Here is a 26,534-nt window from a genome sequence, read left to right as displayed (position 1 = left end):
CACATTGCCCTCTTTTTCGCGCCCCCTGGAAGAGTCCCTGCATCGCGCCGTCGCTTACGCGAACCAGCGTAAGCACGAGTACGCGACGCTGGAGCATCTCCTGCTTTCCCTGACCGACGACGAGGACGCCGCCGGAGTTATGCGCGCGTGCGACGTCGATCTCACCGCGCTGAAGAAGAGCCTCGCCAACTATCTCGACGTCGAGCTGGCCTCGCTGGTCGTCGACGACGACGAGGACGCCAAGCCGACCGCTGGCTTCCAGCGCGTGATCCAGCGCGCGGTGATCCACGTCCAGTCGTCGGGCCGAGAAGAAGTGACCGGCGCCAACGTGCTGGTCGCCATCTTCTCCGAACGCGAAAGCCACGCCGCCTACTTCCTGCAGGAGCAGGACATGACGCGGTACGATGCGGTGAACTTCATCGCCCACGGCATCGCCAAGAAGGCCGGCGCCTCGGAAGCCAAGAGCGTCAAGGGCGCCAGCGCCGGCTCGAACGCCACCGAGGAAGACGGCGAGAAGCCCAACACCAAGACCGGCGGCGAGGCCCTCGAGGCCTACTGCGTCGACCTCAACGAGAAGGCCCGCCAGGGCAAGGTCGACCCGCTGATCGGGCGCGCGAACGAAGTGGAACGCGCGATCCAGATCCTGTGCCGCCGCACCAAGAACAACCCGCTGCTCGTGGGGGATCCCGGCGTCGGCAAGACCGCCATCGCCGAGGGCCTGGCCCGCAAGATCGTCACGCACCAGGTCCCCGAGGTCCTGGAGGGCGCCACCATCTACTCGCTCGACATGGGCGCGTTGCTGGCCGGCACCCGCTATCGCGGCGACTTCGAGGAACGCGTCAAGCAGGTGGTCAAGGAACTGGAGAGCCACCCCAACGCGGTGCTGTTCATCGACGAGATCCATACGGTGATCGGCGCCGGCGCGACCAGCGGCGGGGCGATGGACGCCTCCAACCTGCTGAAGCCGGCCCTGGCCTCGGGCACCCTGCGCTGCATGGGCTCGACCACCTACAAGGAGTTCCGCCAGCACTTCGAGAAGGATCGGGCCCTGGTCCGTCGCTTCCAGAAGATCGACGTGAACGAGCCGACGGTGGAAGACACCATCAAGATCCTCAAGGGCCTGAAGACCTATTACGAGGACTTCCACAAGCTGAAGTACACGGCCGAGGCCCTGAAGGTCGCGGTCGAGCTGTCGGCCAAGTACATCACCGACCGCAAGCTGCCCGACAAGGCGATCGACGTGATCGACGAGGCGGGCGCCAGCCAGATGCTGCTGCCGGAAAGCCGCCGCAAGAAGACCATCGGCGTCAAGGAGATCGAGACGGTCGTCGCCAAGATCGCCCGCATCCCGCCGAAGTCGGTCAGCAAGTCGGACACCGAGGCCCTCAAGGAACTCGAGACCGACCTGAAGCGCGCGGTGTTCGGCCAGGAAGAGGCCCTGGGGCAGCTGTCGGCCGCCATGAAGCTGGCTCGCGCCGGCCTGCGTGAACCGAACAAGCCGATCGGCTCGTACCTGTTCAGCGGCCCGACCGGCGTCGGCAAGACCGAAGCCGCCAAGCAGCTGGCCCAAACCCTGGGCATCGAGATGCTGCGCTTCGACATGTCGGAATATATGGAGCGCCATACCGTGAGCCGCCTGATCGGCGCCCCTCCCGGCTATGTCGGCTTCGACCAGGGCGGTCAGCTGACTGATGCGGTCGACCAGCACCCGCACGCCGTCGTCCTGCTCGACGAAATCGAGAAGGCCCACGGGGATGTCTACAACATCCTGCTGCAGGTGATGGACAACGGCACCCTGACCGACAGCAACGGCAAGAAGGTCGACTTCCGCAACGTGGTCCTGATCATGACCACCAATGCGGGGGCCTCGGACGCCCAGCGCAACTCGATCGGCTTCGGCCGCTCGAAGATCGAAGGCGAGGAAGAGGCCGCCCTCAAGCGCCTGTTCACGCCGGAGTTCCGCAACCGCCTGGACGCCGTCGTGGCCTTCAAGCCGCTGACGCCGGAAATCATCCGCCAGGTCGTGCAGAAGTTCGTGATGCAGCTGGAGGCCCAACTGGCCGACCGCAACATCACGATCGAACTCAGCGACGACGCGGCCGACTGGCTGGCCAAGAACGGCTTCGACGAGCTCTACGGCGCCCGTCCGCTGGCCCGGGTCATCCAGGAGCACATCAAGAAGCCCCTGGCCGACGACATCCTGTTCGGACGTCTGGTGCGCGGCGGCCACGTCAAGGTGGTGCTGGAGAACGGCAAGATCGAGTTCTCGATCGACAGCAACGCCGATCCGAAGGCCGGCAAGGCCGACGAAGCCGAACCGGCGATGGCCGAATAGGCTGGATCAAAAGATCTAACGAAGGGCCCGGAGCGATCCGGGCCCTTTTCGTTTTGGCGCACGCGAAAATTGTGGACGAAACGGGAACAAACGATTAGCGTGTGCTCATGACCGCTATCAGCTTCGACACCCTTGGCGCTTCAAGACGGCTTCGCGAAGCCGGCATGGACCAACCCATGGCCGAAGCGATCGTCGAACTGGTGCAGCAGACAACCATGCTTCCGGATACCAGCGGATTGGCGACCAAAACTGACCTTAGTGACTTGGCGTCCAAGGTCGAGCTCGGCGCAACCAAGGCTGAGCTCAAGAGCGAGGTCGCCTTGGTGCGTGCCGACATGGCCTTGATGGAAAGCCGCCTCCGCGCTGACCTCAGCGAAAAGATCCGGCTGCAGGGCTGGGCGATCCTCAGCGGCGTCGCGGTCTTGATGACCATTTCAACCGCCCTGATCAAGCTCGTCCCCTAACCGCCCCTCAGGTGGCGTTCGCCGACGCGGGTCAGCAGGCGTTCGGCGCGATCGGCGTCCAGGCCGGCGGGTTCGAAGCGCTCCAGCCCCACCTCGGAAAGCAAGGCCTGGTCCTGCGCCCCCAGGCGGTGTTGCCCCATGTTCCAATCGCGGAACCAGCGACGCTCGGCCGGGTCATCGCCGATGATCGTGAGGTCGGTATGGCGGGTGTCCCTGGAGATCTGCTCGAAGGTCTCGCGGACGCTGGCCGCCGGCCCCTCCAGCCACTGCAAGAAGCGCCCCTCGCCAGCCAGCAGAAAGCCCGTCACGTCGACCAGCCGGTTGTTCTGAATCGAAGCGGCGACGACGGTTCGCAAGGTCTCGTCCGGATCGCCAGGGCCGGAGAAACGGCTGGCATAGATCAGGCGGCGCAAGCCTTCGCGGCCTTTCTCGAGTTCAAGCATGCGGTCCTCGGGCGCGGTGCGATTGCCGTGCGGCCAACGCTAGCCCGGAACAGACCCGTCCCCTAGCCCGGGATTTCGCGATGCGGGTTTAATCTCGCGCGCTCATCATCCATCGAAACCAGAGCCTACAGCGCCGCCGAAATCTTCGCCGCCAGCGCCTTCAAGTCCTCTACGTCGGCCATGCCGCCCTCGCCGTGTCGCCCCAGAGCCTCGCCTTCGAAGCGGGGGATCACGTGGAAATGCAGGTGGAAGATCGTCTGGCCGGCCGGCGCGCCGTTGAACTGGGTGACGACCACGCCGTCCGGCTTCAGGGCCGCGACCACGGCGCGGGTCAGCGTCTGGGTCGCGGCGGCCAGCTCGGCCAACACCTCGGGCTCGACATCGAGCAGGTTGCGCGCCTGGCTGACCTTGGAGATCACCAGGGCATGTCCGCGCGACTGCGGGAAGACGTCCATGAAGGCCAGGACCCGATCGTCCTCGAACACCTTCACGCTGGGGATCTCGCCCCGGATGATCTTGGCGAAGATGTTGCCCGTGTCGTAGCGTCCGTCGAGGCTCATGACCGTCTCCTTCTGACGCACCGGTCGTAGCAAACGGGGAGGCTCGCGCAAATGTCGACCAGAGCGGGATGGTCCCGCCGCGCCGTATTGGCCGCCGCGCCGGCCTTGATGGCGAGCACCGCGCGCGCCGACGGCTTGGCCCGGACCGAGCTTTTCACGACCACCGGCGACGGGATACGCATCCATGTCCGCGAGGTCGCGCCGCCGGCTCCGCGCGGGGCGCCGCTGATCCTGGTCCATGGGGCCCGGGCGCCGGGGATCACCTCATTCGACCTGACCGTCCCCGGCGGTTCCCTGGCCGCTGATCTGGCCCTGCGCTTGAACCGTCGCATCTACCTGCCCGACGCGCGCGGCTATGGCGGCTCCCAACGCCCCGCCGCCATGGATCTGCCTCCGGAGCAAAGTCGCCCCCTGACGCGCGCCCACGAGGTAGTCCGCGACCTGGACGCCGTGGTCAAGCTGGCCTCGAAGCGCAACGAGGCCGCGCGAGTCGGCCTGCTCGGCTGGGCCACCGGCGGCCTGTGGGCTGGCTGGTACGCCGCCCTGCGCCCCGAAGCGGTCTCCGGCCTCGCCACCCTGAACGCGCTCTACGGCGGGTCGGACGTCCATCCGATGCTCGGTCCTGGCTCGGCCTTCGCCCAACCCGGCCAGCCGCGCCGCTTCGATCCGGCGACCGGCGGCTATGCCCTCTATCCCGGGACCTCGCTGCTGGACCGCTGGAATACGAACATCCCGATTGCGGACAAGGACGCCTGGCGCGATCCGGCCGTCGCCCAGGCCTTGGCCGCCGCGGCCCTGGCCAGCGATCCGAAGACCGCCGCCCTCTCCCCGCCCCGCTTCCGCGCGCCGCTGGGGGCGCTGGAGGACAGCTTCCACCAAGCCTGTGGTCGTCGGCTCTACGACGCCGGCTCGATCACCGCGCCGGTGCTGCTGCTGCGGTCGGGGAACGACTTCTGGAGCCGCCCGGCCGACCTGATGGCCTTCGCCGCCGACGCCGAACGCAGCGCCAACATCACGACCGTCGAGATCCCAGACGCCACCCATTTCGTCCACCTGGACCGACCCGAACGCGGCCGCGATCGTCTGATCGACGCCTTGGTCCGGCATTTCGAAGGAACGCCCGCATGAGCCAAGGTCTCACCGAACGCCAACAGAAGTGGTTCGCCTCGGTCCAGGCCAGCCTGGAGCGCGACACCGGCAAGACCATCGACCAGTGGGTCGAGATCGTCCGCGCCGAGTGCAAGGAAACCAAGCCCAAGGCGCGCGCCGAATGGCTGAAGGCGACATACGGCGTCGGCCAGAACCGCGCCGCCCACATCTTCGCCGTCGCCTATCCTGAAGCCGGCGGCTGGGACGACGCCGACACCCTGCGCCAGACCCTGTGGACCGATCCGGCCTCCACCGCGATCCTGGAAGCGATCGAGGCCGCCGTCGCCGACTTCCCGGGCCTGGTGACCGGCCAGCGCAAGGCCTTCACCGCCTGGTCCAACAAGGTGCAGTTCGCAGCCGCCAAGCCGGTCAAGGGCGGCGGCGTGTCCCTGGGCCTGGCCCTGACGCCCGACGCCGCCCCGCGCCTGTCCGAACCGAAGAACGAGAGCTGGTCCGAACGCCTGAAGGCCAAGCTGGCCCTGGCCTCCCCGGCCGAGATCGACGACGAGGTCAGGACGCTACTGAAGGCAGCCTGGGACCGGTCTTGACTGGCGAAGCTCCACCCTAGGAACGCGCGCCTTCGGTCTCCGTTGGGTCTTCGCCAATCAAGGGAGACCGCGATGTCCAAGGAAGCTGATCTGGCCGCCAAGTTCTGGAAGGCCCTCAAGTCCGACCGCACCGTGATGCTGGGCCTGCCCGACGTCGACGGCGGTCGCGCCCAGCCGATGACCGCCGTCATCGAGGGCGACCATTCCGGCCCGATCTGGATCTTCAGCGCCGTCGACGTCGACCTGGTGCGGCAGGTCGAGGGCCAGGGCCGCGACGCCTTCATCCATTTCGCCGACAAGGGCCACCACCTGTTCGCGGCGGTCGACGGCCATCTGCGGATCGACAACGACTACGAGACCATCAACCGCCTCTGGAACCCGTTCATCGCCGCCTGGTACGAAGGCAAGGACGATCCCAAGCTGCGCCTGCTGCGCTTCGAACCGGCCGACGCCCAGATCTGGCTGAACGAGAACAGCCTGTTCGCCGGGGTGCGCATGATGCTCGGGGCCGATCCGAAGAAGACCTACAAGGACAAGGTGGGCGAGGTGCGGCTGCACTGAGCCTTTTAAAACTGTCATCCCGGCCGCAGCGCAGCGGAGAGCCGGGACCGCGGCAAACTCAGCGTTTCCGGCGGTCCCGGATCGGCGCGCTTCGCGCTTGTCCGGGATGACAGTTTTTATGGCCTACCGCTCCTCCCGGAACGGCGAATATTCCTCCGCCAGCATCGCCATGTCGCTCTCGACCGCTTCGCGCTCGCGCTCGAGATAGCGGGCGACCGGCTCGCGCAGGGCGGGGTCGGCGATCCAGTGGGCGGAGTAGACGGCGCTGGGCAGGTAGCCGCGGGCGATCTTATGCTGGCCCTGGGCGCCGGCCTCGACGCGCGGCAGGCCCAGCCGGATGGCGTGCTCGATGGCCTGGTAGTAGCAGAGCTCGAAATGCAGGAACGGCACGTCCTCGGTGCAGCCCCAGTGGCGGCCGTAAAGGCAGTCGCGGCCCAGGAGGTTCAACGCTCCGGCGATCCACGGCCCGCCCGGTCTACGAGCCAGGATCAGCAGCACCTTGTCGGCCATCCGCTCATTCAGCAGCGAGAAGAAGCGCCGGTTCAGGTAGGGCCGCCCCCACTTGCGGCTGCCCGTATCCATGTAGAAGGCGAAGAAGGCGTCCCAGTGGGCTTCGGTCAGCTCGTCGCCGGTGAGCGCGACGATCTCAAGCCCCGCCTGGGCGTCGCGGCGTTCGCGGCGGATGGTCTTGCGGCGGTTGGCCGACAGGGCCGCCAGGAAGTCGTCGAAGGTGGCGTAGCCGTGGTTTTCCCAATGGTACTGCTGGTCCTGGCGCGGCAGCATCCCGCGCTCGCCCATCCAGCGCCACTCGTCCTCGAGCGGAAAGGTCACGTGCAGCGACGAGGCGGCCATGCGTTCGCACAGGGTCAGGGCCCCGCCCAGCAGCGCCGAGCGCCCCTCGTCCGGGTCGATGTCCGGCCGCAGGATCAGCCGCGAGCCGGTCACCGGCGAGAACGGCGACGAGCACTGCAGCTTCGGATAGTAGCGCCCGCCGGCCCGCTCGTAGGCGTCGGCCCACGCGTGGTCGAAGACATATTCGCCTTGGCTGTGGGACTTCAGATAGAGCGGCATAACGCCCGCCACGTCGCCGACCTCGTCCAGCACCGACAGGTGCTGCGGCGCCCAGCCGGTGCGAGAGCCGACACAGCCGCTCTCTTCCAGGATCGACAGGAAATCATAGCCGACGAACGGATCGCCCGTATGGCCGGCGCAGGCGTCCCAGGCGTCTTGGCCGATCTCGGCGATGGCGCGATGGACGCGCACCGCCGACTGGACCCCCGGTCCACTTGGCTTCACGCCGTGAAGCCCTCGAAGATCAGATTGTCGCAATGGTCGCGCACGCCTTCCCACTGGTCGGGCGACCGGATCGTCCAGGCGACGATCGGCATGCCCTTGGCGCGATATAGGTCGGCGCGCGGGCTGGGCAACATGTCCAGGCCCAGGGCCAGGAAATCAGGCCGCGCGATCTCGACCTGCTCCAGCGCCGCCAGCGACTTGCGCATTTCGGGCGCAAGCTTGCGGGCGCTCTCGTCGTTCCAGGTGTAGCTGTCCAGGCCGCGCAAGATCTGCGGGTGATGATCGGCGAACCAGGCGTGGGAGTACGGGTTGAAGCCGATCACGGCGGTCGGGCCGTTGTGGTCGACCAGCACCTCGGTGACCCGCTTCTCCAGCGGGCCGACGTCGCCGAACGGCGTCTTCAGCTCGATGAACACCATGGCGCGGTGACCGACCATGGTCAGGGTGTCGGCCAGGGTCGGGATGGTCTCTTCGGTGTCCTTGAGGGTCATTGTCCCAAGGTCGGCGGCGGTGTGGTCGCGCACGCGCCCTTCCAGCCCGGTCATCCGCTCCAGGCGATCGTCGTGGAAGACCACAGCCTCGCCGTCGGCGGTCAGCTGTACGTCCAACTCGATGCCGTAGCCGCCGGCGCAGGCGGCCTGGAAGGCGGCCAGGGAGTTCTCCGGCGCGCCGTCAGGGGTCCAAAGACCACGGTGAGCCACCGGCGGGTCGAACAGGCGCTCCCACGCCTCGCCGAAGACATCGGTCGAGGGGCGTTCGCGCGGGCGCATCAGGCGATCTCCACCACCGCGTCGACCTCGACCGCGAAGCCGAGGGGCAGCTTGTAGACGCCGACCGCCGAGCGGGCGTGGCGGCCCTTGTCGCCCAGCGCCTCGACCATCAGGTCCGAGCAGCCGTTGATGACCTTGGGAATGTCGATGAAGTCCGGGCCGGCCTGGACGAAACCGCCCAGCTTGACGACGCGGACCACGCGATCGAGGTCGCCGTCGCAGGCGGCCTTCATCTGGGCCAGCAGGTTGATCCCGCAGATCCGCGCGGCCTTCTGGGCGGTCTCCAGATCGACGTCGACCCCGACCGTGCCCTTGATCCCGCCATCGGCGTCGAGGGAGATCTGGCCGGAGATGTGCACGAGGTTGCCGGTCCGAACGAAGGTCACGTAATTGGCCACCGGCGCCACCGGCTGGGGCAGCTCGACACCAATCGCCTTCAGGCGTTCCTCGACCTTCGACATGCACGCGCTCCAACCGAACTTCAGTGGGGGTCATGCTTAACGCGCCCCGCTGGAGCGCAAAAGAAAAAAGGCCCGGACCTCGCGGTCCGGACCTTTAGGCTGGGCTTGTATGGGAGCGTCGGCGGGACGCTCCCAAAACCCGAAGCGGCTCTTAGCGAGCGGCTTGGAACTTCTCGACGGCGGCGGTCATGCGCTCGTTCAGCGGCTTGACCGAGTCCTTGATCGAGGCCGAGACGATCTCCGAGGCCTTGCTGACCTGGGCGATGTAGGCTTCCAGGGCGGTCTTGGCCCAGGCGGTCTGCAGCTCGACGGCTTCCTGGACGCTCTTGGCGGCGGCCAGCGACTTGGCGGCGGCGACTTGGTCCTCGGCGGCCTTCTTCGAATAGGCGAAGGTCTGGGCGCCCAGGGCTTCAGCGCCCTTGGTGGCGGCGGTCACCGAAGCGACCACGGCTTCCAGGTTCTTCTTCGAATGGGTGTTGGCTTCGGCCAGAGCGGCCAGCGACTTCTCGACGCCGTCCTTGAACGCTTGGTTCGAGGCGGTGCTGAATTGTTCGACAGAGGTCTTGATGGTTTCGGCGGCGGCCATGGGAAGTCTCCTGGGGAGGGTCGGAGGCGGGGCGGATGGAACGGCTGCAACCGTCCATTGCGCTTGGAACAACGTCGGTTTGCCATGTTGCAGTGCAGCAGTCAACAAAATTGTGCAGCGCACCATGACGCAGGGACAGCGCCCAAGCTGCAGCATTGGAACCACGCGCTCGATTTTTTCGCGCCTGCGGCAAGATCGCTCACCAGTTGTTTACTTTAGCGAAAGGCCGCTTCCATCATGTTACGGTTCACGCGTGTGGCGGTGCGAAACCGCTTCAGTTCCTAGTGACGGACGCTGCTCGATGTTCGCCAAGCTTACCTTCGCCCGTTCCCTGCTCGCCGCCGCCGGCCTGGCGCTGTCGTGCCTGTTCGGCGCCGCCGCCCCGACCACCGCGTCGGCGGCCATACCCTATCTGCAGCTGAACGCTTCCGAGCCCAAGTACGCGGCGATCGTGATCGACGCCAATTCGGGCGAAGTCCTTTACGACAAGCGGGCCGATAGCCCCCGCTATCCTGCCTCGGTCACCAAGGTCATGACCCTGTACCTGACCTTCGAGGCGCTGAGCGAAGGCCGCCTGAAGCTGACCGACCGAGTCGTCATGTCGCCCCGCGCGGCCGCCCAGGCCCCGACCAAGATCGGCATCTCGCCCGGCGACAGCCTGAGCGTCGACGAGGCGATCAAGGCCATGACCGTGAAGTCGGCCAATGACGTCGCCGTCGCCATGGCCGAGCGACTCGCGGGTAGTGAGTCGCGCTTCGCCGCCCTGATGACCCTGCGCGGCCAGGAACTGGGCATGCGCAACAGCCGCTTCGTGAACGCCTCGGGCCTGCCCGACAGCCGCCAGATCTCGACGGCCCGCGACCTCGCCATTCTCTCGCGCGCCACCATGCGCGACTTCCCGCAGTACTACAGCTACTTCTCGGTGAAGGGCTTCTACTTCCGGGGCAATTACGTGAAGGGCCACAACCGCCTGCTGGACAGCATGGACGGCTTCGACGGCCTCAAGACCGGCTACACCAACGCCTCGGGCTTCAACCTCGCCGGCTCGGCCGTGCGCGACGGTCGCCGCCTGATCGCCGTGGTCCTGGGCGGCCCCTCGACCGCCTGGCGCGACAACAACATGGAAGACCTGCTGCTGACCGGCTTCGACGTGATCAAGCGCCGGTCGCGCGGCGAGCGCACCACCATCGCCGCCAACATCTACGAGGAAGAGCCTTCGGGCCCGATCGAACGTCCCTCGATCGAACAGGGCGACGGCGACCAGGCCGGCCTGCGGATCGTCCTGACCGAGAATCCGCGCACCCCGGCGCCGGTGAAGGTCTCCCCCACCCTGCGCGCCGCGCAAGAATCGGCCAAGCCGGCCAAGACCGCCGCCAAAAAGCCAAAGGGCGAATGGAGCGTCCAGGTCGGCGCGTTCAAGTCCAAGTCGCTGGCCAACGATCAGCTGAAGCTGGTGCGCGGTCGCTTCGCCAAGGTGGTTTCGGACGCCGAGGCCGCGGTCGAAGGCGCCGGCGGCACGTTCCGCGCCCAGTTCCAAGGCATGACCTCCGACGCCGCCCGCGGCGCCTGCTCGGCCCTGAAGGCCAAGCGCGTGCCGTGCATGGTGCTGTCGCCGCGGTAACTAGAACCCCGACCTCCCCGGCGAAGGCCGGGGTCCAGATCGAACCCAAGAGCGCCGTGCGGCTTCGCGCGGCGCTCTTCGCATTCACGGCTGACGCTCTGGGTGGATCTGGGCCCCGGCCTTCGCCGGGGAGGTCGGATGTGGAGAGCCTACGCGCCCGCCATCACCTTGGCGATCAGCCGCGCCAACCGCCCCACGCCCTCTTCGATCTGCGCGTCGGTCGGCAGCGAATAGCTCAGGCGAATGGCGTTGGTCGTCGGAACCTCGGCGAAGAACGGCGCGCCCGGCACGAAGGCCACGCGCTCCTCTTCGATCGCCCGCGCCAGCAGCGCCGCGCCGTTGATCCCTTCCGGCAGGTCCACCCAGACGAACATGCCGCCTTCCGGATGCGACCAGGTCACGCCGGCCGGCATCAGCCGCTCCAAGGCCGTCAGGATCACCCGCGCCTTGCCGCCATAGGCGCCGCGCAGGCGGTGCAGGTGCTGGTCATAGCCTTCGCAGACGGCGCGGTGAGCGACCATCTGGTTGATCGTCGAGACATGCAGGTCCGCGCCCTGTTTCAGCAGGACCAGCTTCTCGATCACCGGCTTGGGCCCGCAGACCCAGCCGATGCGCAAGGCCGGCGACAGGGTCTTGGACAGGGTGCCCAGGAACAGGGTCCGGGCGTTGTCGATCCCGCCGGCGCGGGCGATGTCCAGCGCCAGCAGGGTCGGGGTCGGCTCGCCGCTGAAGCGTAGCTCGCGATAGGCCGCGTCCTCGACCAGGGTCATGTCCAGGCGGTCGGCCAGGGCCAGCAGCGCCTCGCGCTCCTCGCCGGTCAGGCTGACACCGGTCGGGTTGGCGAAGTCGGGCACGAAATAGCCCAGCGGACGCGGGGCGCGGCCGGCCATCAGGGCCTCCTCGTCGACGCCCTGGCTCAGCGCCGTCTCCGGCAAATCCAGATAGGCCGGCTCATAACCGTTGAAGGCCTGCAGCGCGCCCAGATAGGTCGGGCGGGCCACCATCACCGTGTCGCCCTTGCTGATGAACAGCTTGCCGATCAGGTCCAGCGCCTGCTGCGAGCCCGCCGTCAGCATGATGTTGTGCGGCTCGCACGGCATGCCGTCACGGGTCATGCGCTCGGCGATCCACTGGCGCAGCGGCAGGTAGCCCTCGCTGACCGAGTACTGCAGCGCCTGCCGCGACAGCACCGGGTCGGCCAGGATGGCGTCGTAGCCAGCCTGGATCCGGTCGGCCGGGAACAGGCCGGGATCGGGAATGCCGCCGGCGAACGACAGGATGTCGGGCTGGTCCAGCAGCTTGAGCAGCTCGCGGATCTCGCTGGCGCGGACGCGAGCCATGCGGTCGCTGAAGCGCGCGGCCCAGTCTTGGCCGCGGTCGGTGTCTTGGGTGGTCATGGGATGATCGAAGTCCGAACTGAAGATGACGCCTGGAGCCGCGCGAAACGGCTCGTCCTGAACGAGGTCAGGGCGTCATACCGAGCAGGTTTGGCCCGACGAGCGGCGGCGCCAGAAGCGTTCGCGATTGATCATGCTCTTGTCCTAGCTCAGCCGCGCCGCTTGATCAAACGATCCCGCGCGGCGTTCAGCTGGGCGGCCAAGCCCTCGGTGCCGCCCTTGTCGGGATGGGCCAGCTGGATCAGGCGGGTGTAGGCCGCCTTGACCTCGGCCAGGCTGGCGTCAGCACTGACGCCGAGGATCGCGCGCGCCTCGGTCAGGCTGAGTTCGGACTTGGGCGGCCGAACCAGTTCGCGGCGGATGATCGGCCGGCGGCGAGCCTCGGTGACGCTCCACAGGGCGATGACGCCCAGGACGATGCCCGTGCCCCACGAGCCTCGGATCGTGGCGTAGGCGGCCCCGGCGAAGGCGGCGATCGAGGCCGCGCCCGCCCCGACCCGCCAGCCGTCGCCCTTCAGCAGCGACCGGCCGCGCGGCCAGAGCAGGAAAACCAGGATGGCCGCGCCCAGCAGCAGGTACAGCATCGCAACTCCAGACAAAGAACGGGCGGCAAGGTCACCCCGGCCGCCCGCCTCGTCACGAACTTAGACGAGCGCCTACTGCGCCGCCAGCAGGGTCTCGCCGGAATAGGCCGCCAGGCCCAGGCTGTGCATCAGGGCGCGCAGTTCCTGGCGCGCCGCCAGGTGCTGCAGCGACACCGGCACCGGCCGCACCTGCGGCGACAGGTCGGCGATGGTCAGGCCGAACGGGAACAGCTCGCGATAGATCACGCGGTCGCGCAGGCCGGGGCCGATGCGGAAGCCGACCCGCTTGGCCAGGGCCGTCAGCCGGTCCTCCAGGCGCTTGCGGTTGCGGGCCTCGGTGGTGGCCAGGCGGTTGCGCAGCACCACCCAGTCCATCGCCTGGCGCTGGCCCGACAGGGCGCGCTGCTTGCGGCCTTCCCAGACGGTCAGCGAGTAAAGGCTAGGCTTGGTCAGCTCCAGGGTCACCGGGTCGACGGTGCCCAGCATGTCGAAGTCGACGAAGCTGTCGTTCATCGGCGTCACGACCAGGTCCGCGCGGCCGTGGGCCAGGCGGGTGATGGCGCTGTCGCCGCCGGGGGTGTCGATCAGCACGAAGTCGCACTCGGCCAGGCCCCGCGCGAAGGCGGCCTCGAAACCGGCGACCTGCTCGTCGTCTCCCTTCTCGGCGAGGACGATGTCGTTGTCGCTGAGGCTCAGCGACAAGGGCTCCGGCAGATCCAGCTTCTTGCTGGCCAGCCAGGCGCGGCGGTTCTCGAAGAACCGGCCCGAGGTGCGCTGGCGAAGGTCGAGGTCGAGCACGGCGACCTTGGCGCCGCCGTACAGCAGCGCGGTGGCCAGGTGGACGGCGATCGTGGACTTGCCCGCTCCACCCTTCTCGTTGCCGACGACGATGACGCGCGTTTCGGCCATGTGATCGATCCTTGATGCATCGCGACTCGCGCGACCTTGGACTGAAGGTTAACACGATGTTACCCCCGCCCTAGCGGGTCAACCGGTTCAATCCACAAGCTTAATTGTCGCACCCCGCCCCGGAGCCCACTGAGCGTGGGCGGGCTCTCCCAAGGGCATGGTGGACCTGCGAGCGCCCCGGCGTCATAAGCGCGGCCTGTCCGCGTGGAGGCTCAAGGCCATGACCAGCATCGTCCGCACCGTCGCCGAGATGCGCGAGCACGTGCGCGCCTGGAAGGCCGCCGGCCAGCGCGTGGCCCTGGTCCCGACCATGGGCGCCCTGCACGAGGGCCACCTGTCGCTGATCCGCATCGCCCAGGAAAAGGCCCAGCGCGTGATCGCCAGCGTCTTCGTCAATCCCAAGCAGTTCGCCCCGCACGAGGATTTCGACGCCTATCCCCGCGGCGAGGCGATCGACGCCGAGAAGCTGGCCTCGGTCGGCTGCGACCTGATGTTCGCGCCGAACGGGGCCGAGATGTACGCGCCGGGCTTTTCGACGACGGTGACGGTCTCGGGCGTCTCCGAACCCCTGGAGGGCGCGGCGCGTCCGCAGTTCTTCGGCGGAGTCGCGACGGTGGTCGCCAAGCTCTTCATCCAGTCGCAAGCCGACGTCGCCGTGTTCGGCGAGAAGGACTATCAGCAGCTGCAGGTGGTCAAGCGCATGGCGCGCGACCTCGACATTCCGATCGAGATCATCGGCGCCCCGACAGCGCGCGCCGAGGACGGCCTGGCCCTGTCCTCGCGCAACGCCTACCTCTCGACGGAAGAGCGCGCGGCGGCCGTCGCCCTGCCGACGGCCATGAAGGCCGCGGCCGTTCACGTGGCGGCCGGAGGACGGATCGACGAGGCAGAGCAAACGGCGACGGCCGCCCTGAAGGCGGCCGGCTTCGGTCAGGTGGACTATGTCGAGGTGCGCGAGGCCAGCGAGCTGTCGCGCCTGGGTCCTGGCCCGATCGGCGAGGCCAGAGGTCGGATCCTGATCGCCGCGTGGCTTGGCAAGACGCGGCTGATCGACAATATGGACGTCGGATAAATCGGCCGCGTTAGATGGGCTTCAGCGCGATCAGCAGCCCGACGATCATGCCCACGAACAGCATGCCCACTCCCAGGGCGGCGTAACCGGCTTTCATCGTCATTATCTCCGCTTGCCTGCGACAAGATGACGCCCGCCCTGGTTGCCATTTGACTAACAACTCGCCTAAAAGTCACCAGGCGCCGATTTCGCGCAATTGCCGCGCGAGCTCGACCGGCAGATCGGCGGCCTCCGCCTCCGTCAGGTCGGGCGGGACGTCCTCGGGCTTCAGATAGCGCCACCCCTGGAAGGCCCGGCGCGGCTGCGGCGCCACTCGGATGATCGGCGGATCCACGGTCACCTCGCAGCGCGAGGCTGGACCGGCGCCGACCGTATCGATGGCCAGGATCTTCTGGCGACACAGGATCTGGCCCTTGATCACCCGATACAGCGAGCCGCCGTCCAGCACCTCGTCGATCCGCTTGGGCGTCATGCGGGTGTGCATGATCCAGGGGCGGTCCGCCTCCTTGTGCCAGGCCAGGAGATCTTCGATCGTATCGCAGCCGACGACCAGTTTGATGATGTGCAACGCCATGGGCGCTAGATAGCGCGCATTCGGGGCGAGGCAACATGTCGGCTCGCCCGGCGAGCGAAACCGATCGACGCCTCGCATGACAACGTTATCGAATAGGTCATCGCGTTCTTGTGGGGGCGCGGACGGGCTTGCGCCCGGCGCCGCCGTTACGGACGCCTAGTGGGGGGCCGTCCGCAGCGGCGGTTCTGTTTCGGGGACGCCGCCAAGGCCGCGCCTTCCTCCCCGCCATGACCTCCCAGATCATTTCTCCGCTTCATCGCCTGCTCTAATCAACAGCGCTCGGCAGCATGACCGTGGGAGCGAACAGATGCCTATTGGACGCAGGGACTTCCTGAGGCTGGGCGGCGGCGCCGTCGCCGCGACGGTCGCGCCAGGCGCGCTGGCCGCGCCCGCCAAGCCGCGCCGCATCATCGATGTGCACATGCACGCCTATCCGGCCTCGACCGCCTTCACCGATCCGATCGTCAATCCGATCACCGGCGCCAAGAGCCCCATACGCAATGGCGCCGAGCACATGGAAGCCTGCATCGCCGAGATGAAGCGGCACAATGTGGTCAAGGGCGTCGTCAGCGGCGGCGACGGCGATCGGCTGAAGGCTGCGACCGACTGGCATGATCGCGATCCTGCCCGTTTCGTCGCCGGTGCGGGCGTCCGCGGCTCCGACGACACGCCGCTGCCGCCGCTCGACACGCTGCGCAAGGCGTTCGCCGACGGCAGCATCAAGGTGCTGGGCGAGGTGACCTCGCAATATGCCGGCCTGCCGCTCGGCGACCCGAAATACGACCCTTACCTGTCGCTCGCCGAGGAGTTCGACATCCCGGTGGCGCTGCACACCGGCTCGATGCCCGGCGGAACCACCTTCGACCCCTGCTGCCGCACGGCCCGGGCGCGTCTCGGCAATCCCGAATATGTCGAGGAGGCGCTCAACAAACATCCGAAGCTACGCCTGAACCTGATGCATGGCGGCTGGCCCTATCTCGAAGAGACGATCGCCATCCTGATGCTGTATCCGAACGTGAACCTCGACACCGGCGCCCTGGCCTGGCTGATGCCTCGCCCCGCCTTCCACGGGATCCTGCGCCAGCTGGTGGAGGCCGGTTTCAGCAAGCGGATCATGTTCGGATCGGATCACATGTTCTGGCCCGACGCGATCGGCCTTTCGGTCCAGGCCGTCGAGGCGGCCACGTTCCTGACGGAGGCGCAGAAGCAGGACATCTTCCACGACAACGCGGTCCGCTTCTACAAGCTGGCGGAGACCTAGGCGGCGGCGGTTCTGTTTGGGGACCACCCCTGAAGGCCCATATCGCGGCGGATCGCGGACGAACCCGGCGACGGGATGGCCCGCCCGCGTCCGGCCGCCGCCGCTCTACTTTCGAGCAATTCCTAGCGCCTGCGCCTGCAGGATTTTTGGATCGCTCGAGAGTTGATGCAGGTAATGGAAGCGATCTTGTGACCCCTTCTCATATTTGGACAATTGCTCCGCCTGCCCACGCGTAAGCGCGAACGGCGCGTAGTCTTTCCCCATCAGGCATTCTTCCACGCCATTGACCAGAAACCGCTGCAATTTCGGAACGTTGCCCCGGAAATTACGCTGGTAGATCATGACATATTCGACGGCGTCGCCGCGATCGAGAGCGCTGTCTTGGAAATTCTTGCCGTGGATTACGTCCTTGAAGGCTGTCTGCTCGCGCATATCGCGCGTCGCGCCCTTGGCCCCGCAGGTGATCGAGTCTTCGCGATACCGTTCAAAGGGGACCCCCGCCTTGCCCCAGGAGATATAGGGCTCTCGGCCGTCGGCGACGGCGGCGGCCGGGAGCATCAAGGCGGCGATCCAGAGTGCGTGGCGAAGTCGCGGCATGGTCACTCCCTCTTTCGCGACGGAGTCCGATGGCGGCTTGGGCGCAGCGCAACCCAGGCTCCAGCGTCCGACGATCAGCATCAACCACGAGTTGCCGTCACGCAAGCCAGACCAGGACCCAACGGGCGGAGCTTCCTGGGTAAGGTCACTCCGGCCAACGCCGCAGAGCCCCCACCTGACCACGCGTCGCGTGGTCGTCCGCCCCCGGAGGGGGCGGAAGGGTAACCTTCTTCCCCCTCCGGGGGAGGAGCGCCGCAGGCGCGGAGGGGGCAAGTACGGGGATTGAGCGGGCTGTATCCCCGGCGTTCGCGAGATCGAACCCAGCGAAATCAACCACTTCTCACTTTTACGCGTCTCTGAATGATCGCTGTCCCCGTCGCAAGGGGAGGGCGCTTGGATCCGGCCCGAAGCGGCGATGGGGATAGGTTGAGCGGGGCCGCTGGCGGTTCCCGGCGGCCTCGCCAGGTCGCACGGCTTACTCTTTAGGAGCGCGTGCGGGTGGCGGGATCGTCCGGGATCAAAGCCAACAGCGGAGCGACAGGGTGGTGATCGTACAAGCCGCCTATCGTGGATCGTCGGGGTCGAGACGGATGTAGCCGATCGACTTGGTCCGCGCCCGTCCGGGGGCTAGTGGGGTCCCGAGCTGAAAGACGCTCACGCCCCCCATCCTCACGGACAAAAACAGCCTGGCGGAGCGGACGACGAACCGAAACGCACACAAACACCCACGGTCTCCGGGTTCGCCCGGCCGCTCCGTCGCCTCCCCACTAAACTTCAGCGGCAAGCCGCGTGAAGCGGAGATCCCATGGACGGCCTAGCCCTGCGCTTCCAGCCGCGCCAGCACCACGCCCTCGCTGACCTGGCCGCCAGAGGTGGCGGAGAGCTCGGCCACCACGCCGTCGAACGGCGCGGCCAGGGCGTGCTCCATCTTCATGGCTTCCAGCGTCAGCAGGGTCTGGCCCTTGGTCACCGTCTGACCGGCCTGGACCGCGACCGAGACGATCTTGCCGGGCATCGGCGACAGGATCGCGCCGTCCGACGCCGCCCCCTCGCCCGCCCCGCCGACCTTGGCCGTGAAGTCGAATTCGCGGACGTCGCCGCCCTCGAAAGCGTGGAACGGGCCCTTGCCGTAGATCCCCGGCAGGACCTCGACGTCGTCCAGGGCGCGGCCGTCCTCGACGGTGATGTCCCAGGACCAGTCGTCATCCACGCCCTCCACCAGGGCCACCCGCAGCGGCGTCCGCTGTCCGTCGACATTGAACGGCAGGTCCATGGCCGCGCGCGGGGCGTTCATGCGGAAGCCGAGCAGGCGCGACGGCGCGCTGGCCCAGGGGTCGGCGCGCGGCGTGTCGGCCTCGCCGAACGCTTCCAGCCTCTGACCGATCGCGGCCAAGGTCGGCGCGTCGCTGAAGACGCGCTCGGTCAGTTCGTCCAGCCGCGCTTCGATAAAGCCGGTGTCGATCCGGCCCTCGATGAAATCAGGATGGCTAGCGCACTTGGCCAGGAAGGCGGCGTTGGTCTTGACCGGCCAGACCTCGACCAGGCCGCAGGCCTCGGCCAGGCGCGCGGCGGCGTCCTCGCGATCGACGCCATGGGCGATCAGCTTGGCGATCATCGGATCGTAATAGGGCGTGACCTCGCCGCCCTCCTCGACCGCGCTGTCGACGCGGACGTCGCCTTCGGGCAGGCGGAAGTGTTTCAGCTTGCCGGTCGACGGCAGGAATCCCGTGGCCGGGTTCTCGGCGTAGAGGCGGGCTTCCATGGCCCAGCCGTCGAGGGTGATCTCGTCCTGCTCCAACGGCAGCGCCTCACCGGACGCGACCCGCAGCTGCCACTCGACCAGATCCTGGCCGGTGACCATCTCGGTGACCGGGTGCTCGACCTGCAGACGGGTGTTCATCTCCATGAACCAGATGCGGTCGGCGCGCAGGCCCTCGCTGGCGTCGGCGATGAACTCGACCGTACCGGCGCCGACATAGCCGACCGCCTGGGCGGCCTTGACCGCGGCGGCGCAGACGGCGGCGCGCGTGACCTCGTCCATGCCGGGGGCCGGCGCTTCCTCGATGACCTTCTGGTGGCGGCGCTGCAGCGAGCAGTCGCGCTCGAACAGGTGGACGACATTGCCGTGCTGGTCGCCGAACACCTGCACCTCGATGTGGCGCGGACGGGTGACGTACTTCTCCAGCAGCACCCGGTCGTCGCCGAACGCCGCCGAGGCCTCGCGGCGGCACGAGCTCAGGGCGGCCTCGAAGTCTTCCGCCCGCTCGACCTTGCGCATGCCCTTGCCGCCGCCGCCGGCCACGGCCTTGATCAGCACCGGATAGCCGATCTTGCCGGCCTCGAGGGCCAGGCGCTCGGCCGACTGGTCCTCGCCGAGATAGCCCGGCGTGGTCGGCACGCCGGCCTTGATCATCACCGCCTTGGCGGCGTCCTTCAGGCCCATGGCGCGGATCGCCGAGGGCGGCGGACCGATCCAGGTCAGGCCCGCGTCGATCACGCTCTGGGCGAAGTCGGCGTTCTCGGACAGGAAGCCGTAGCCGGGGTGGATGGCGTCGGCGCCCATCTGCTTGGCGGCCGCCAGGATCTTCTTCGGGTCGAGATAGCTCTCCTTGGCCGGGGCCGGCCCGATCAGGATCGCCGCGTCCGCCTCCATCACGAACGGCGCGTTGGCGTCCGCCTCGGAATAGACGGCGATCGTCCGCACGCCCAGCTCACGGGCGGTGCGGATGATGCGGCGGGCGATCTCGCCGCGATTGGCGATCAGGACGGAGGAGAGCAAGGCGGAACCTACATCTGGGCAAGTGAGAAGAGCATCAGGCCGGCGACCAGGATGCCGAACGAAGTCACGCTGATCATCCAGACGACCAGGGTCTTGAACAGGGCGCCGATGATGCTGGAGCCGTAGCCGCCGCGCAGGGTCTGGAACAGGTTGATCGGCGTCCAGAGCGACACGATCCCGAGCCAGGCGGCGACCAGGAAGCCCGGCAGCACCATGCCGATGGCGTTCACCAGGAACGAGAACGACAGCAGATTGGTGGCCACCAGAAGATGATCGTAGATGAAGTACTGACGCTTGTTCATATAGACCAGCGCCAGGGAAAGGCCGATGATCGGCAGCAGCAGCACCGCCAGGCGATGCGCCCAGCCGAACATCACGACCATGTAGTAGTCGGGGTTCTCGACGGCCTTGGCCAGGCCTTCCTTGAACCAGCCGCCGATGTGGCGGTTGGCGCTGTGCTCGTCGGGCGCGACGACGCGGACATTGTTGGTGGTCGTCTGGCCGCTGGCGGCGTCGTCACTGGTGATCTGCACCATGTCGACGCCGTTCTTGAAGTCGATGCCCCGGATCTGTTCGGCGGCCTTGCTGTTCTTGTCCTTGATCTTGGCCAGGGCTTCGGCGGCGGCGTTGGGATTGTTTTCCAGGGCGTTGGCGTCGGCGATCTTCTCGGCGTAGCGCCTCTGGGCCTTCTTCACCTTGGCGTCGTAACGCTCGGCGATCTTGGCCTTGTCGGCGCCCTCTTCCTTGAGATCCTCGTCGCGCGTCTCGGCGGCGTCCTTGAGGCGATCGTCGCGATCGACGACAGCGTCCTTGCGCATCTCGTCGGCCTTGGCCTTGCGGCCCTGCGGCGTCGCGAGTTGGGCCGCCTCCTTCTCTTCCTTCAGCTCCTGGCCGTGCTTGATGTTGTGGATCGCGTGCTCGGCCGCGAAGATGAACAGCAGCAGCGCCACCAGGAAGGTGCGGAACGGCGGCACGTGCCGCACGATCCGGCCTTCCATATAGTCCTTGGCCAGCTTGCCAGGCCTGAAGAACAGCAGCGGCAAGGTGTTGGCCAGGCGACCATCGAGGTGGAACATCCCCTCGATGGCTTCCCAGATCAGGTGCAGGATCGAGCGGTGATGAGTGTCGGCATTCTGGCCGCACGAATAGCAGTACCAGCCCTCCAGGGGCGTCCCGCAATTCTTGCAGGGCTCGCCCTGGTGGGTGAAGGGCTTCTTCCTCGGGCGAATGAAACTCGCCGCCGAGTCCGCCGCCCCTGCTTCCAGATCCGCCGCCGTCATCACGCCCCCTTAACGCCTGAAGTTGAGTCTACTCAGCCCAGGACGGTTTACGACGGCCGAGGAAGGCGCGCACGCCTTCTTGTCCCTCTTCGGAGACGCGGCGCCGCGCGATGCGACGAGCGCTCTCCTCGATCAGGCCCCTGTCGAGTTTCTGACCAGCGAAGTCGTTGACCAGGGCCTTGGCGTCGCCGATCGCGCCGGGGGCGCAAGGGGCCATTTCCTCGATCAGGGCGTCGCGGGCCGCTTCCAGGCTGGCCACGTCGTCGAACACCTCGTCGACCAGGCCATAGCCCCAGGCGTCGCCGGCGTCGAACACCCGCCCGGTGGCGAACAGCAGCTTGGCCGTGCGCGGCCCCAGCGCCTGGATGACATAGGGGCTGATCGTCGCCGGAGTCAGGCCCAGCTTGACCTCGGAGAAGGCGAACTTGGCGTCGACCAGGGCCAGGGCGTGGTCGCAGGCCGCCACCAGGCCCGCGCCGCCGCCGTAGGCCGGACCTTCCACGAGCGCCACGGTCAGGGCCGGGATGTCGTGCAGGGCCTTGAGCATGTGAGCCAGCTCGAGCGCGTCGTCGCGGTTGTCGTCCTCGTCCCAGTCGACGGCCGCGCCCATCCATTCCAGATCGGCCCCGGCGCTGAACGCGCCGCCGACGCCGCGCAGGAACACGATCCGCACGCCCTCGGCCCCGTGCAGCGTCTCGAAGGTCTGGCGCAGGGCCGCGATGGTCTCGGCGTCGAAGGCGTTCTTCTTGTCCGGGCGGTTGATCCACACGGTGACCGCGCCCTCGGGCGTGCTGTCCATGTGGACCAGCGGACTCATCGCGTCGGTGTCGGGCACTTCGACGATGGGATCGGCGATGGGGTTGGTCATGGCGGGCTCTTTCTCTTTATCGACGCTACATCCGGAAAACGCCGAAGGTGGTCTCCGGGATCGGTGCGTTCAGGCTTGCCGAGATGGCCAGACCCAGGACGTCGCGGGTTTGAGCCGGATCAATGATCCCGTCATCCCAGAGCCGCGCCGTCGCATGATAGGGATTGCCCTCGTCCTCATAGCGCTGGCGGATCGGGGCCTTGAAGGCCTCGGCCTCCTCGGGCGTCCACTTGGCGGCGTCGCGGTGGACGGTGGCCAGCACGCTGGCGGCCTGCTCGCCGCCCATCACCGAGATGCGGCTGTTGGGCCAGGTGAACAGGAAGCGCGGGCTGTAGGCGCGGCCGCACATGCCGTAGTTGCCGGCCCCGAAGCTGCCGCCGATCAGGACGGTGAACTTCGGAACCTCGGCCGACGCCACGGCGGTGACCAGCTTGGCGCCGTCCTTGGCGATGCCGCCGGCCTCGTACTTGCCGCCGACCATGAAGCCCGAGATGTTCTGCAAGAACACCAATGGAATCTTACGCTTGCAGGCCAGTTCGATGAAGTGCGCGCCCTTCAGCGCGCTCTCGCTGAACAGCACGCCATTATTAGCCAGAATCGCCACCGGCTGCCCCCAGATGCGGGCGAAGCCGCAGACCAGGGTCGTGCCGTACAGCGCCTTGAACTCGTCGAACTGGCTGCCGTCGACGATGCGGGCGATCACCTCGCGCACGTCGTAAGGCGCGCGGACGTCGGTCGGGACGATGCCGTACAGCTCTTCCGGATCATAGGCCGGCGGCTCGGCGTCGGCGATGACCAGCTCTTGCGGCTTGGTCGTGTTCAGGTTGGCGACGATCGCGCGGACGATCTCCAGCGCGTGCTCGTCGTTCTCGGCCACGTGGTCGACGACGCCGGAGCGGCGGCCGTGGGTGTCGGCCCCACCCAGCTCCTCGGCCGAGATGACCTCGCCCGTGGCGGCCTTCACCAGCGGCGGACCGGCCAGGAAGATAGTGCCCTGGTTGCGGACGATGACGGTCTCGTCGCTCATCGCCGGGACATAGGCGCCGCCGGCGGTGCATGAGCCCATGACGCAGGCGATCTGCGGAATGCCCGCGGCGCTCATCCGCGCCTGGTTGAAGAAGATGCGGCCGAAGTGGTCGCGGTCGGGGAAGACCTCGGCCTGGTGCGGCAGGTTCGCGCCGCCGCTGTCGACCAGATAGACGCACGGCAGGCGGTTCTGGGCGGCGATCTCCTGGGCCCGCAGGTGCTTCTTCACCGTCATCGGGAAATAGGCGCCGCCCTTCACCGTGGCGTCGTTGGCGACGATCATCACCTCACGGCCCGACACCCGGCCTATGCCGCAGATCATGCCGGCGCCCGGCGCCTCGCCGTCATAGAGGTCGCAGGCGGCCAGCTGGCCGATCTCCAGGAAGGGCGAGCCGGGATCCAGCAGACGCTCGACGCGCTGGCGGGGCAGCAGCTTGCCGCGGGCGGCGTGGCGTTCGCGCGAACTCTCCGGACCACCCAGCGCCGCCGCCGCGACCTTTGCGCGCAGGTCTTGGGCCAGAGCGCGATTGTGGGCGGCGTTACGGGCGAAAGCATCACCGGACGCGTCGATAACGGAGTTCAACTTCGGCATGAATGACGCTTAGCCTTTTCCACCCTGGCCCGGAAGTCGGAGTTTTTTGGACCCCGAACACGAAGGTTCAGAGCCAAAACCGGTCTCTTCTATTTCACCTCGGCGAGCAACAGTTGCGCCCGAACGGCTCCCCGTGGTCAAGCCTTCCCGATCGGGTTAGCGTCCGCGCCGTGGAAACGCCCCTGCCTGACGACTCGGCCTTAGCGCGCCTCTTCGCCCGCGAGCGGCGAGCCGGGGCGGCGGCCTGGTTTTCCCTGCCCGGCGGCGCGACCCTGTTCGAGCCCGGCGAGGACGCCGACCAGCTCTATTTCCTGAAGACCGGCCGCCTCGGCGCCTTCCGCCGCGAGGAGGGTCAGGAGCCGCAGTTCCTGGGCGTCATTCGTCCTGGCGAGCCGGCGGGCGAGATGGCGCTGGTCGGCGGCACCGCCCACTCAGCCAACATGGTGGCCCTGCGCGACAGCGAGGTGCTGTCCCTTCGCCGCGAGGACTTCTTCGAGGCGGCCGAGAGCGACCCGACCGTGATGCTGGAGCTGTCGCGGCTGATGATCCGCCGCGCCCGTCAAGCGCAGACCCATGCCGCGATCGGCGACCCGTCGGTGTTCGGCTTCATCGCCGTCGAGCCCGGCGCGGCGATCCGGCCGGTCATCGAGCGCCTGGCCCGCTGTATCGAAATCCTGGGATACTCGGTCACCGTCGAAGGCGGCGAGTCCCTGCTGGCGCCCACCGAATGGTTCGGCAATGTCGAGCGCGAGCACGACTTCGTCCTCTATGTCGCCGAGGCCGACGAGACGGCCTGGAAGCATGTCGTCGGCCGGCAGGTCGACCGACTGTTCCGGGTCGGGCGTGGCGAACGCGTTCCCCCGGCCAGCATCCCGAGCTACGCTTCCGGCCCGCTGCAGGCCCAGCGGCTGGTCGACCTGATCCTGCTGCAGTCAGCCAACCTGTCGCGGCCTACGGGCTCGGAGGCCTGGATGGCCGCCACCCAGGCCGCGCGGCTGTTCCACCTGCGCGAGAACGGCCTGGCCGACATGCAGCGGCTGGCGCGGGTGCTGACCGGCCAGTCGGTGGGACTCGTCCTGTCCGGCGGCGGCGCGCGCGCCTACGCTCACATCGGCGCGATCCAGGCGATGCGCGAGCGCGGGATCCCGATCGACTTCGTCGGCGGTGCCTCGATGGGCGCGATCGTGGCCGCGGGCATCGCCATGGGCTGGGACGACGGCGAGTTGGAGGCTCGCATCCACAAGGCCTTCGTCGACACCAGCCCGCTGGACGACATCGCCTTCCCGATGATCGCCATGACCCGGGGCGAGAAGGTCAGGGCGCGGCTGGACGAGCATTTCGGCACGGTCGACATCAGCGACCTGTGGCTGCCGTTCTTCTGTGTCTCGTCGAACCTGACCTCGGGCGCCTACCAGCTGCATCGCACCGGCGATCTGCAGAACGCCCTGCGGGCGACGATCTCCCTGCCCGGCGTCCTACCCCCCGCGACCGAGAACGGGGCGGTGCTGGTCGACGGGGCGGTGATGAAGAACTTCCCGGCCGACGTGATGCGATCGTTCCAGCTTGGCCCCATCGTCGGCGTCGATGTCACGCGGGGCCGCAGCATCACCGCCGAGGACATTGTCGCGCCGCCATCGCTGTGGAACTGGATCACCTCGGGCGAATGGCGCAAGGGCCCGCCGATCGTGGCCCTGCTGATGCGCGCGGCGACGGTGACGACCGGCCGCGACCTGGCCGCCGCCCGCGAGGCCACCGACGTCCTGATCACCCCGAACCTGGAGGGTATCGACATCCGTGACTGGCGCGCCTTCGAGCCCGCCGTGAAGGCCGGCTATGTCGCCGCCAGCTTCGCGTTGGAGGGGCTGCACACGGCGGTGACGGAATTGCGCCGCCGGCCGAGCCTGGCCGAGCGCCGGGCGGGTGTCATCCCCGGCGCGCGACGATGAACAGCCGCTTGAATGGAAACAGCGTCACGCCGTCCTCGCGACGCGGATAGTCCCGCGCCAGCCGCGCACGCCAAGCGTCCAGGAACGGCTTCTTCTCGTCATCCGGCAGGGCGTCGAGATAGGGCCGCAGGGTCGTGCCCATGGTCCAGTCGACGATCGGGTCCTGACCATGCAGGGCGTGCAAGTAGGTGGTGGTCCAGATGTCGATCTCGGGACAGTACGGAGCCAGCCAGGCATAGTAGTCCTGGGGCTCGTGGGCGGCGCGTACGCCCTCGACGCCGCTGAAGCGCTTGGCCCAAGGACCGTCGGCGGCGATCTCCAGCAGGGTCGCCCGCCAGCCCAGCCCCTCGACCACCGGCATCTGGCAGGCCAGGACGCCGCCGGGCGCCAGGTTCCCGGCCAGGCGCGGGATCAGGCCGGCATGGTCGTCGACCCACTGCAGGGCGGCATTGGTGAAGATCAGATCGGCCGGAACGTCAGGCGAGAAGCCGCCGATCTCGCCCAGCACCCACTCGACGCGCCCCGGCAGCGCCTTGGCCCGCTCCAGCATCTCCGGACTGGAATCCAGGCCCCTCACCCGCGCGTCCGGATGGCGCGCCGCCAGCAGCGCCGCCTGCTCGCCGAGGCCGCAGCCCAGGTCCCAGATTTCGCGCGGATCCAGGTCGCGGGGAATAGCGGTCAACAGGTCCAGAGCAGGCCGCTCACGGTAGCGGCGATAGAGGGCGTAGACGTCCGGATCCCAGGTGGTCATGCGAGTTTTCTCCCCCTGCGACAATCCGCGTGGATGCAACCTGACTCTTTGTGAAGAATTCTTCTCATAGGCGAAGATTCATCATACGGTCTGAGTCAGGTCTC

At 67.7% G+C, this 26,534-nt stretch carries 26 protein-coding genes and 2 pseudogenes; 10 read left to right on the top strand and 18 right to left on the bottom strand.

Annotation, left to right across the window (positions count from 1 at the left end; genetic code table 11):
- Nucleotides 1-4: 4 nt before the first annotated feature.
- Nucleotides 5-2,335 carry an ATP-dependent Clp protease ATP-binding subunit ClpA gene (gene clpA / locus ASC70_RS01230; protein WP_056045640.1) on the top strand — a complete coding sequence of 777 codons (2,331 nt, stop codon included), beginning with the start codon at nucleotides 5-7 and terminating at the stop codon, nucleotides 2,333-2,335.
- Nucleotides 2,336-2,442: 107 nt separating this feature from the next.
- Complete coding sequence (locus tag ASC70_RS01225) at nucleotides 2,443-2,799, top strand: hypothetical protein (RefSeq protein WP_056045639.1); 357 nt, start codon at nucleotides 2,443-2,445, stop codon at nucleotides 2,797-2,799.
- Here ASC70_RS01225 and ASC70_RS01220 read toward each other — a convergent pair.
- Both ASC70_RS01220 and ASC70_RS01215 read right to left on the bottom strand, forming a co-directional pair.
- Entirely contained in the window at nucleotides 2,796-3,242 is a 447-nt protein-coding gene (locus ASC70_RS01220; RefSeq protein ID WP_056045636.1) for a BLUF domain-containing protein, read from the bottom strand. The genes ASC70_RS01225 and ASC70_RS01220 overlap by 4 nt on opposite strands.
- Before the next feature lie 125 nt (nucleotides 3,243-3,367).
- Nucleotides 3,368-3,802, bottom strand: coding sequence for an HIT family protein (locus ASC70_RS01215; RefSeq protein ID WP_056045633.1), 435 nt, complete (start codon nucleotides 3,800-3,802; stop codon nucleotides 3,368-3,370).
- Nucleotides 3,803-3,853: 51 nt separating this feature from the next.
- Between ASC70_RS01215 and ASC70_RS01210 the strand changes: the two genes are divergently transcribed.
- The 3 genes from ASC70_RS01210 (at nucleotide 3,854) to ASC70_RS01200 (ending at nucleotide 6,060) form a co-directional block, all read left to right on the top strand.
- Nucleotides 3,854-4,930, top strand: a complete 1,077-nt coding sequence (locus tag ASC70_RS01210) for an alpha/beta fold hydrolase (RefSeq protein WP_056045631.1) — start codon at nucleotides 3,854-3,856, stop codon at nucleotides 4,928-4,930.
- Nucleotides 4,927-5,499, top strand: a complete 573-nt coding sequence (locus tag ASC70_RS01205; protein ID WP_056045628.1) for a DUF4287 domain-containing protein — start codon at nucleotides 4,927-4,929, stop codon at nucleotides 5,497-5,499. Before ASC70_RS01210 ends, ASC70_RS01205 begins: the two co-directional genes overlap by 4 nt.
- A 72-nt stretch (nucleotides 5,500-5,571) precedes the next feature.
- Nucleotides 5,572-6,060, top strand: coding sequence for a pyridoxamine 5'-phosphate oxidase family protein (locus ASC70_RS01200; protein ID WP_047412806.1), 489 nt, complete (start codon nucleotides 5,572-5,574; stop codon nucleotides 6,058-6,060).
- Nucleotides 6,061-6,183: 123 nt separating this feature from the next.
- On the opposite strand, the gene ASC70_RS01195 is transcribed toward ASC70_RS01200, so the two are convergent.
- The 4 genes from ASC70_RS01195 to ASC70_RS01180 all read right to left on the bottom strand — a co-directional run bounded on the left by ASC70_RS01195 (nucleotide 6,184) and on the right by ASC70_RS01180 (nucleotide 9,173).
- Nucleotides 6,184-7,356 (bottom strand): GNAT family N-acetyltransferase, encoded by a 1,173-nt coding sequence (locus ASC70_RS01195; RefSeq protein ID WP_082539664.1) that lies wholly within the window; start codon nucleotides 7,354-7,356, stop codon nucleotides 6,184-6,186.
- Nucleotides 7,353-8,126, bottom strand: coding sequence for a glycerophosphodiester phosphodiesterase (locus ASC70_RS01190; protein ID WP_047412800.1), 774 nt, complete (start codon nucleotides 8,124-8,126; stop codon nucleotides 7,353-7,355). The genes ASC70_RS01195 and ASC70_RS01190 overlap by 4 nt, the downstream gene beginning before the upstream one ends.
- A complete protein-coding gene (locus ASC70_RS01185; RefSeq protein WP_047412797.1) occupies nucleotides 8,126-8,587 on the bottom strand; it encodes a RidA family protein in 462 nt (153 codons plus the stop codon). Before ASC70_RS01185 ends, ASC70_RS01190 begins: the two co-directional genes overlap by 1 nt.
- Nucleotides 8,588-8,738: 151 nt before the next feature.
- Nucleotides 8,739-9,173: a phasin family protein gene (locus tag ASC70_RS01180; RefSeq protein ID WP_047412794.1), complete on the bottom strand. Its 435-nt coding sequence runs from the start codon at nucleotides 9,171-9,173 to the stop codon at nucleotides 8,739-8,741.
- 301 nt (nucleotides 9,174-9,474) lie between these two features.
- Between ASC70_RS01180 and ASC70_RS01175 the strand changes: the two genes are divergently transcribed.
- On the top strand, nucleotides 9,475-10,794 hold the full coding sequence (locus ASC70_RS01175) for a D-alanyl-D-alanine carboxypeptidase (protein ID WP_056045622.1): 1,320 nt from the start codon (nucleotides 9,475-9,477) through the stop codon (nucleotides 10,792-10,794).
- Between the two features lie 149 nt (nucleotides 10,795-10,943).
- Here the strand turns inward: ASC70_RS01175 and ASC70_RS01170 are convergent.
- From ASC70_RS01170 to ASC70_RS01160, 4 genes and pseudogenes are all read right to left on the bottom strand, one after another.
- Nucleotides 10,944-12,262, bottom strand: a pseudogene (locus tag ASC70_RS01170) (PLP-dependent aminotransferase family protein).
- Between the two features lie 4 nt (nucleotides 12,263-12,266).
- Nucleotides 12,267-12,326: a hypothetical protein gene (locus ASC70_RS24730; RefSeq protein ID WP_024265769.1), complete on the bottom strand. Its 60-nt coding sequence runs from the start codon at nucleotides 12,324-12,326 to the stop codon at nucleotides 12,267-12,269.
- A 14-nt stretch (nucleotides 12,327-12,340) separates the two neighbouring features.
- Nucleotides 12,341-12,775 carry a DnaJ domain-containing protein gene (locus ASC70_RS01165; protein WP_056045618.1) on the bottom strand — a complete coding sequence of 145 codons (435 nt, stop codon included), beginning with the start codon at nucleotides 12,773-12,775 and terminating at the stop codon, nucleotides 12,341-12,343.
- Between the two features lie 72 nt (nucleotides 12,776-12,847).
- A complete protein-coding gene (locus tag ASC70_RS01160; RefSeq protein ID WP_047412784.1) occupies nucleotides 12,848-13,684 on the bottom strand; it encodes a division plane positioning ATPase MipZ in 837 nt (278 codons plus the stop codon).
- Nucleotides 13,685-13,904: 220 nt separating this feature from the next.
- Between ASC70_RS01160 and panC the strand changes: the two genes are divergently transcribed.
- The gene (gene panC, locus ASC70_RS01155) at nucleotides 13,905-14,756 is read left to right on the top strand and encodes a pantoate--beta-alanine ligase (RefSeq protein ID WP_056045615.1); all 852 of its coding nucleotides are present in this window, start codon (nucleotides 13,905-13,907) and stop codon (nucleotides 14,754-14,756) included.
- Between the two features lie 10 nt (nucleotides 14,757-14,766).
- Here panC and ASC70_RS24725 read toward each other — a convergent pair whose 3' ends face one another.
- Both ASC70_RS24725 and ASC70_RS01150 read right to left on the bottom strand, forming a co-directional pair.
- Entirely contained in the window at nucleotides 14,767-14,853 is an 87-nt protein-coding gene (locus tag ASC70_RS24725; protein ID WP_156396102.1) for a hypothetical protein, read from the bottom strand.
- Between the two features lie 75 nt (nucleotides 14,854-14,928).
- The gene (locus ASC70_RS01150; RefSeq protein ID WP_047412779.1) at nucleotides 14,929-15,330 is read right to left on the bottom strand and encodes a DUF1489 family protein; all 402 of its coding nucleotides are present in this window, start codon (nucleotides 15,328-15,330) and stop codon (nucleotides 14,929-14,931) included.
- 307 nt (nucleotides 15,331-15,637) lie between these two features.
- On the opposite strand from ASC70_RS01150, the gene ASC70_RS01145 reads away from it, so the two are divergent.
- The gene (locus ASC70_RS01145) at nucleotides 15,638-16,591 is read left to right on the top strand and encodes an amidohydrolase family protein (protein ID WP_056045613.1); all 954 of its coding nucleotides are present in this window, start codon (nucleotides 15,638-15,640) and stop codon (nucleotides 16,589-16,591) included.
- A 105-nt stretch (nucleotides 16,592-16,696) separates the two neighbouring features.
- Here ASC70_RS01145 and ASC70_RS01140 read toward each other — a convergent pair whose 3' ends face one another.
- On the bottom strand, nucleotides 16,697-17,293 hold the full coding sequence (locus ASC70_RS01140; protein ID WP_156400865.1) for a hypothetical protein: 597 nt from the start codon (nucleotides 17,291-17,293) through the stop codon (nucleotides 16,697-16,699).
- Between the two features lie 91 nt (nucleotides 17,294-17,384).
- On the opposite strand from ASC70_RS01140, the pseudogene ASC70_RS25375 reads away from it, so the two are divergent.
- Nucleotides 17,385-17,474, top strand: a pseudogene (locus ASC70_RS25375) (hypothetical protein); the annotation flags it as partial.
- A 528-nt stretch (nucleotides 17,475-18,002) separates the two neighbouring features.
- Here ASC70_RS25375 and ASC70_RS01135 read toward each other — a convergent pair.
- Genes ASC70_RS01135 through ASC70_RS01120 form a run of 4 tightly spaced genes read right to left on the bottom strand, consistent with a single transcriptional unit; the run spans nucleotide 18,003 to nucleotide 23,733 of the window.
- Entirely contained in the window at nucleotides 18,003-19,967 is a 1,965-nt protein-coding gene (locus tag ASC70_RS01135; RefSeq protein WP_056045611.1) for an acetyl/propionyl/methylcrotonyl-CoA carboxylase subunit alpha, read from the bottom strand.
- A gap of 8 nt (nucleotides 19,968-19,975) precedes the next feature.
- The gene (locus ASC70_RS01130) at nucleotides 19,976-21,247 is read right to left on the bottom strand and encodes a DUF3667 domain-containing protein (RefSeq protein ID WP_056045608.1); all 1,272 of its coding nucleotides are present in this window, start codon (nucleotides 21,245-21,247) and stop codon (nucleotides 19,976-19,978) included.
- Nucleotides 21,248-21,275: 28 nt separating this feature from the next.
- Nucleotides 21,276-22,115 (bottom strand): enoyl-CoA hydratase-related protein, encoded by an 840-nt coding sequence (locus ASC70_RS01125; RefSeq protein ID WP_056045606.1) that lies wholly within the window; start codon nucleotides 22,113-22,115, stop codon nucleotides 21,276-21,278.
- Nucleotides 22,116-22,140: 25 nt separating this feature from the next.
- The gene (locus tag ASC70_RS01120; RefSeq protein WP_056045603.1) at nucleotides 22,141-23,733 is read right to left on the bottom strand and encodes a carboxyl transferase domain-containing protein; all 1,593 of its coding nucleotides are present in this window, start codon (nucleotides 23,731-23,733) and stop codon (nucleotides 22,141-22,143) included.
- A 170-nt stretch (nucleotides 23,734-23,903) separates the two neighbouring features.
- Here ASC70_RS01120 and ASC70_RS01115 point away from each other — a divergent pair, with 170 nt between their 5' ends.
- Nucleotides 23,904-25,679: a patatin-like phospholipase family protein gene (locus ASC70_RS01115; protein WP_156396089.1), complete on the top strand. Its 1,776-nt coding sequence runs from the start codon at nucleotides 23,904-23,906 to the stop codon at nucleotides 25,677-25,679.
- On the opposite strand, the gene ASC70_RS01110 is transcribed toward ASC70_RS01115, so the two are convergent.
- Complete coding sequence (locus ASC70_RS01110) at nucleotides 25,657-26,430, bottom strand: methyltransferase domain-containing protein (protein WP_056045598.1); 774 nt, start codon at nucleotides 26,428-26,430, stop codon at nucleotides 25,657-25,659. The two genes, ASC70_RS01115 and ASC70_RS01110, sit on opposite strands and share 23 nt — an antisense overlap.
- Nucleotides 26,431-26,534 lie beyond the last annotated feature (104 nt).

The sequence above is a fragment of the Caulobacter sp. Root343 genome, from assembly GCF_001425745.1.
GTDB lineage: Bacteria > Pseudomonadota > Alphaproteobacteria > Caulobacterales > Caulobacteraceae > Caulobacter.
The sequence above is the reverse complement of the archived record's forward strand: the minus strand, read 5'-3'. Positions and strand labels throughout refer to the sequence as shown.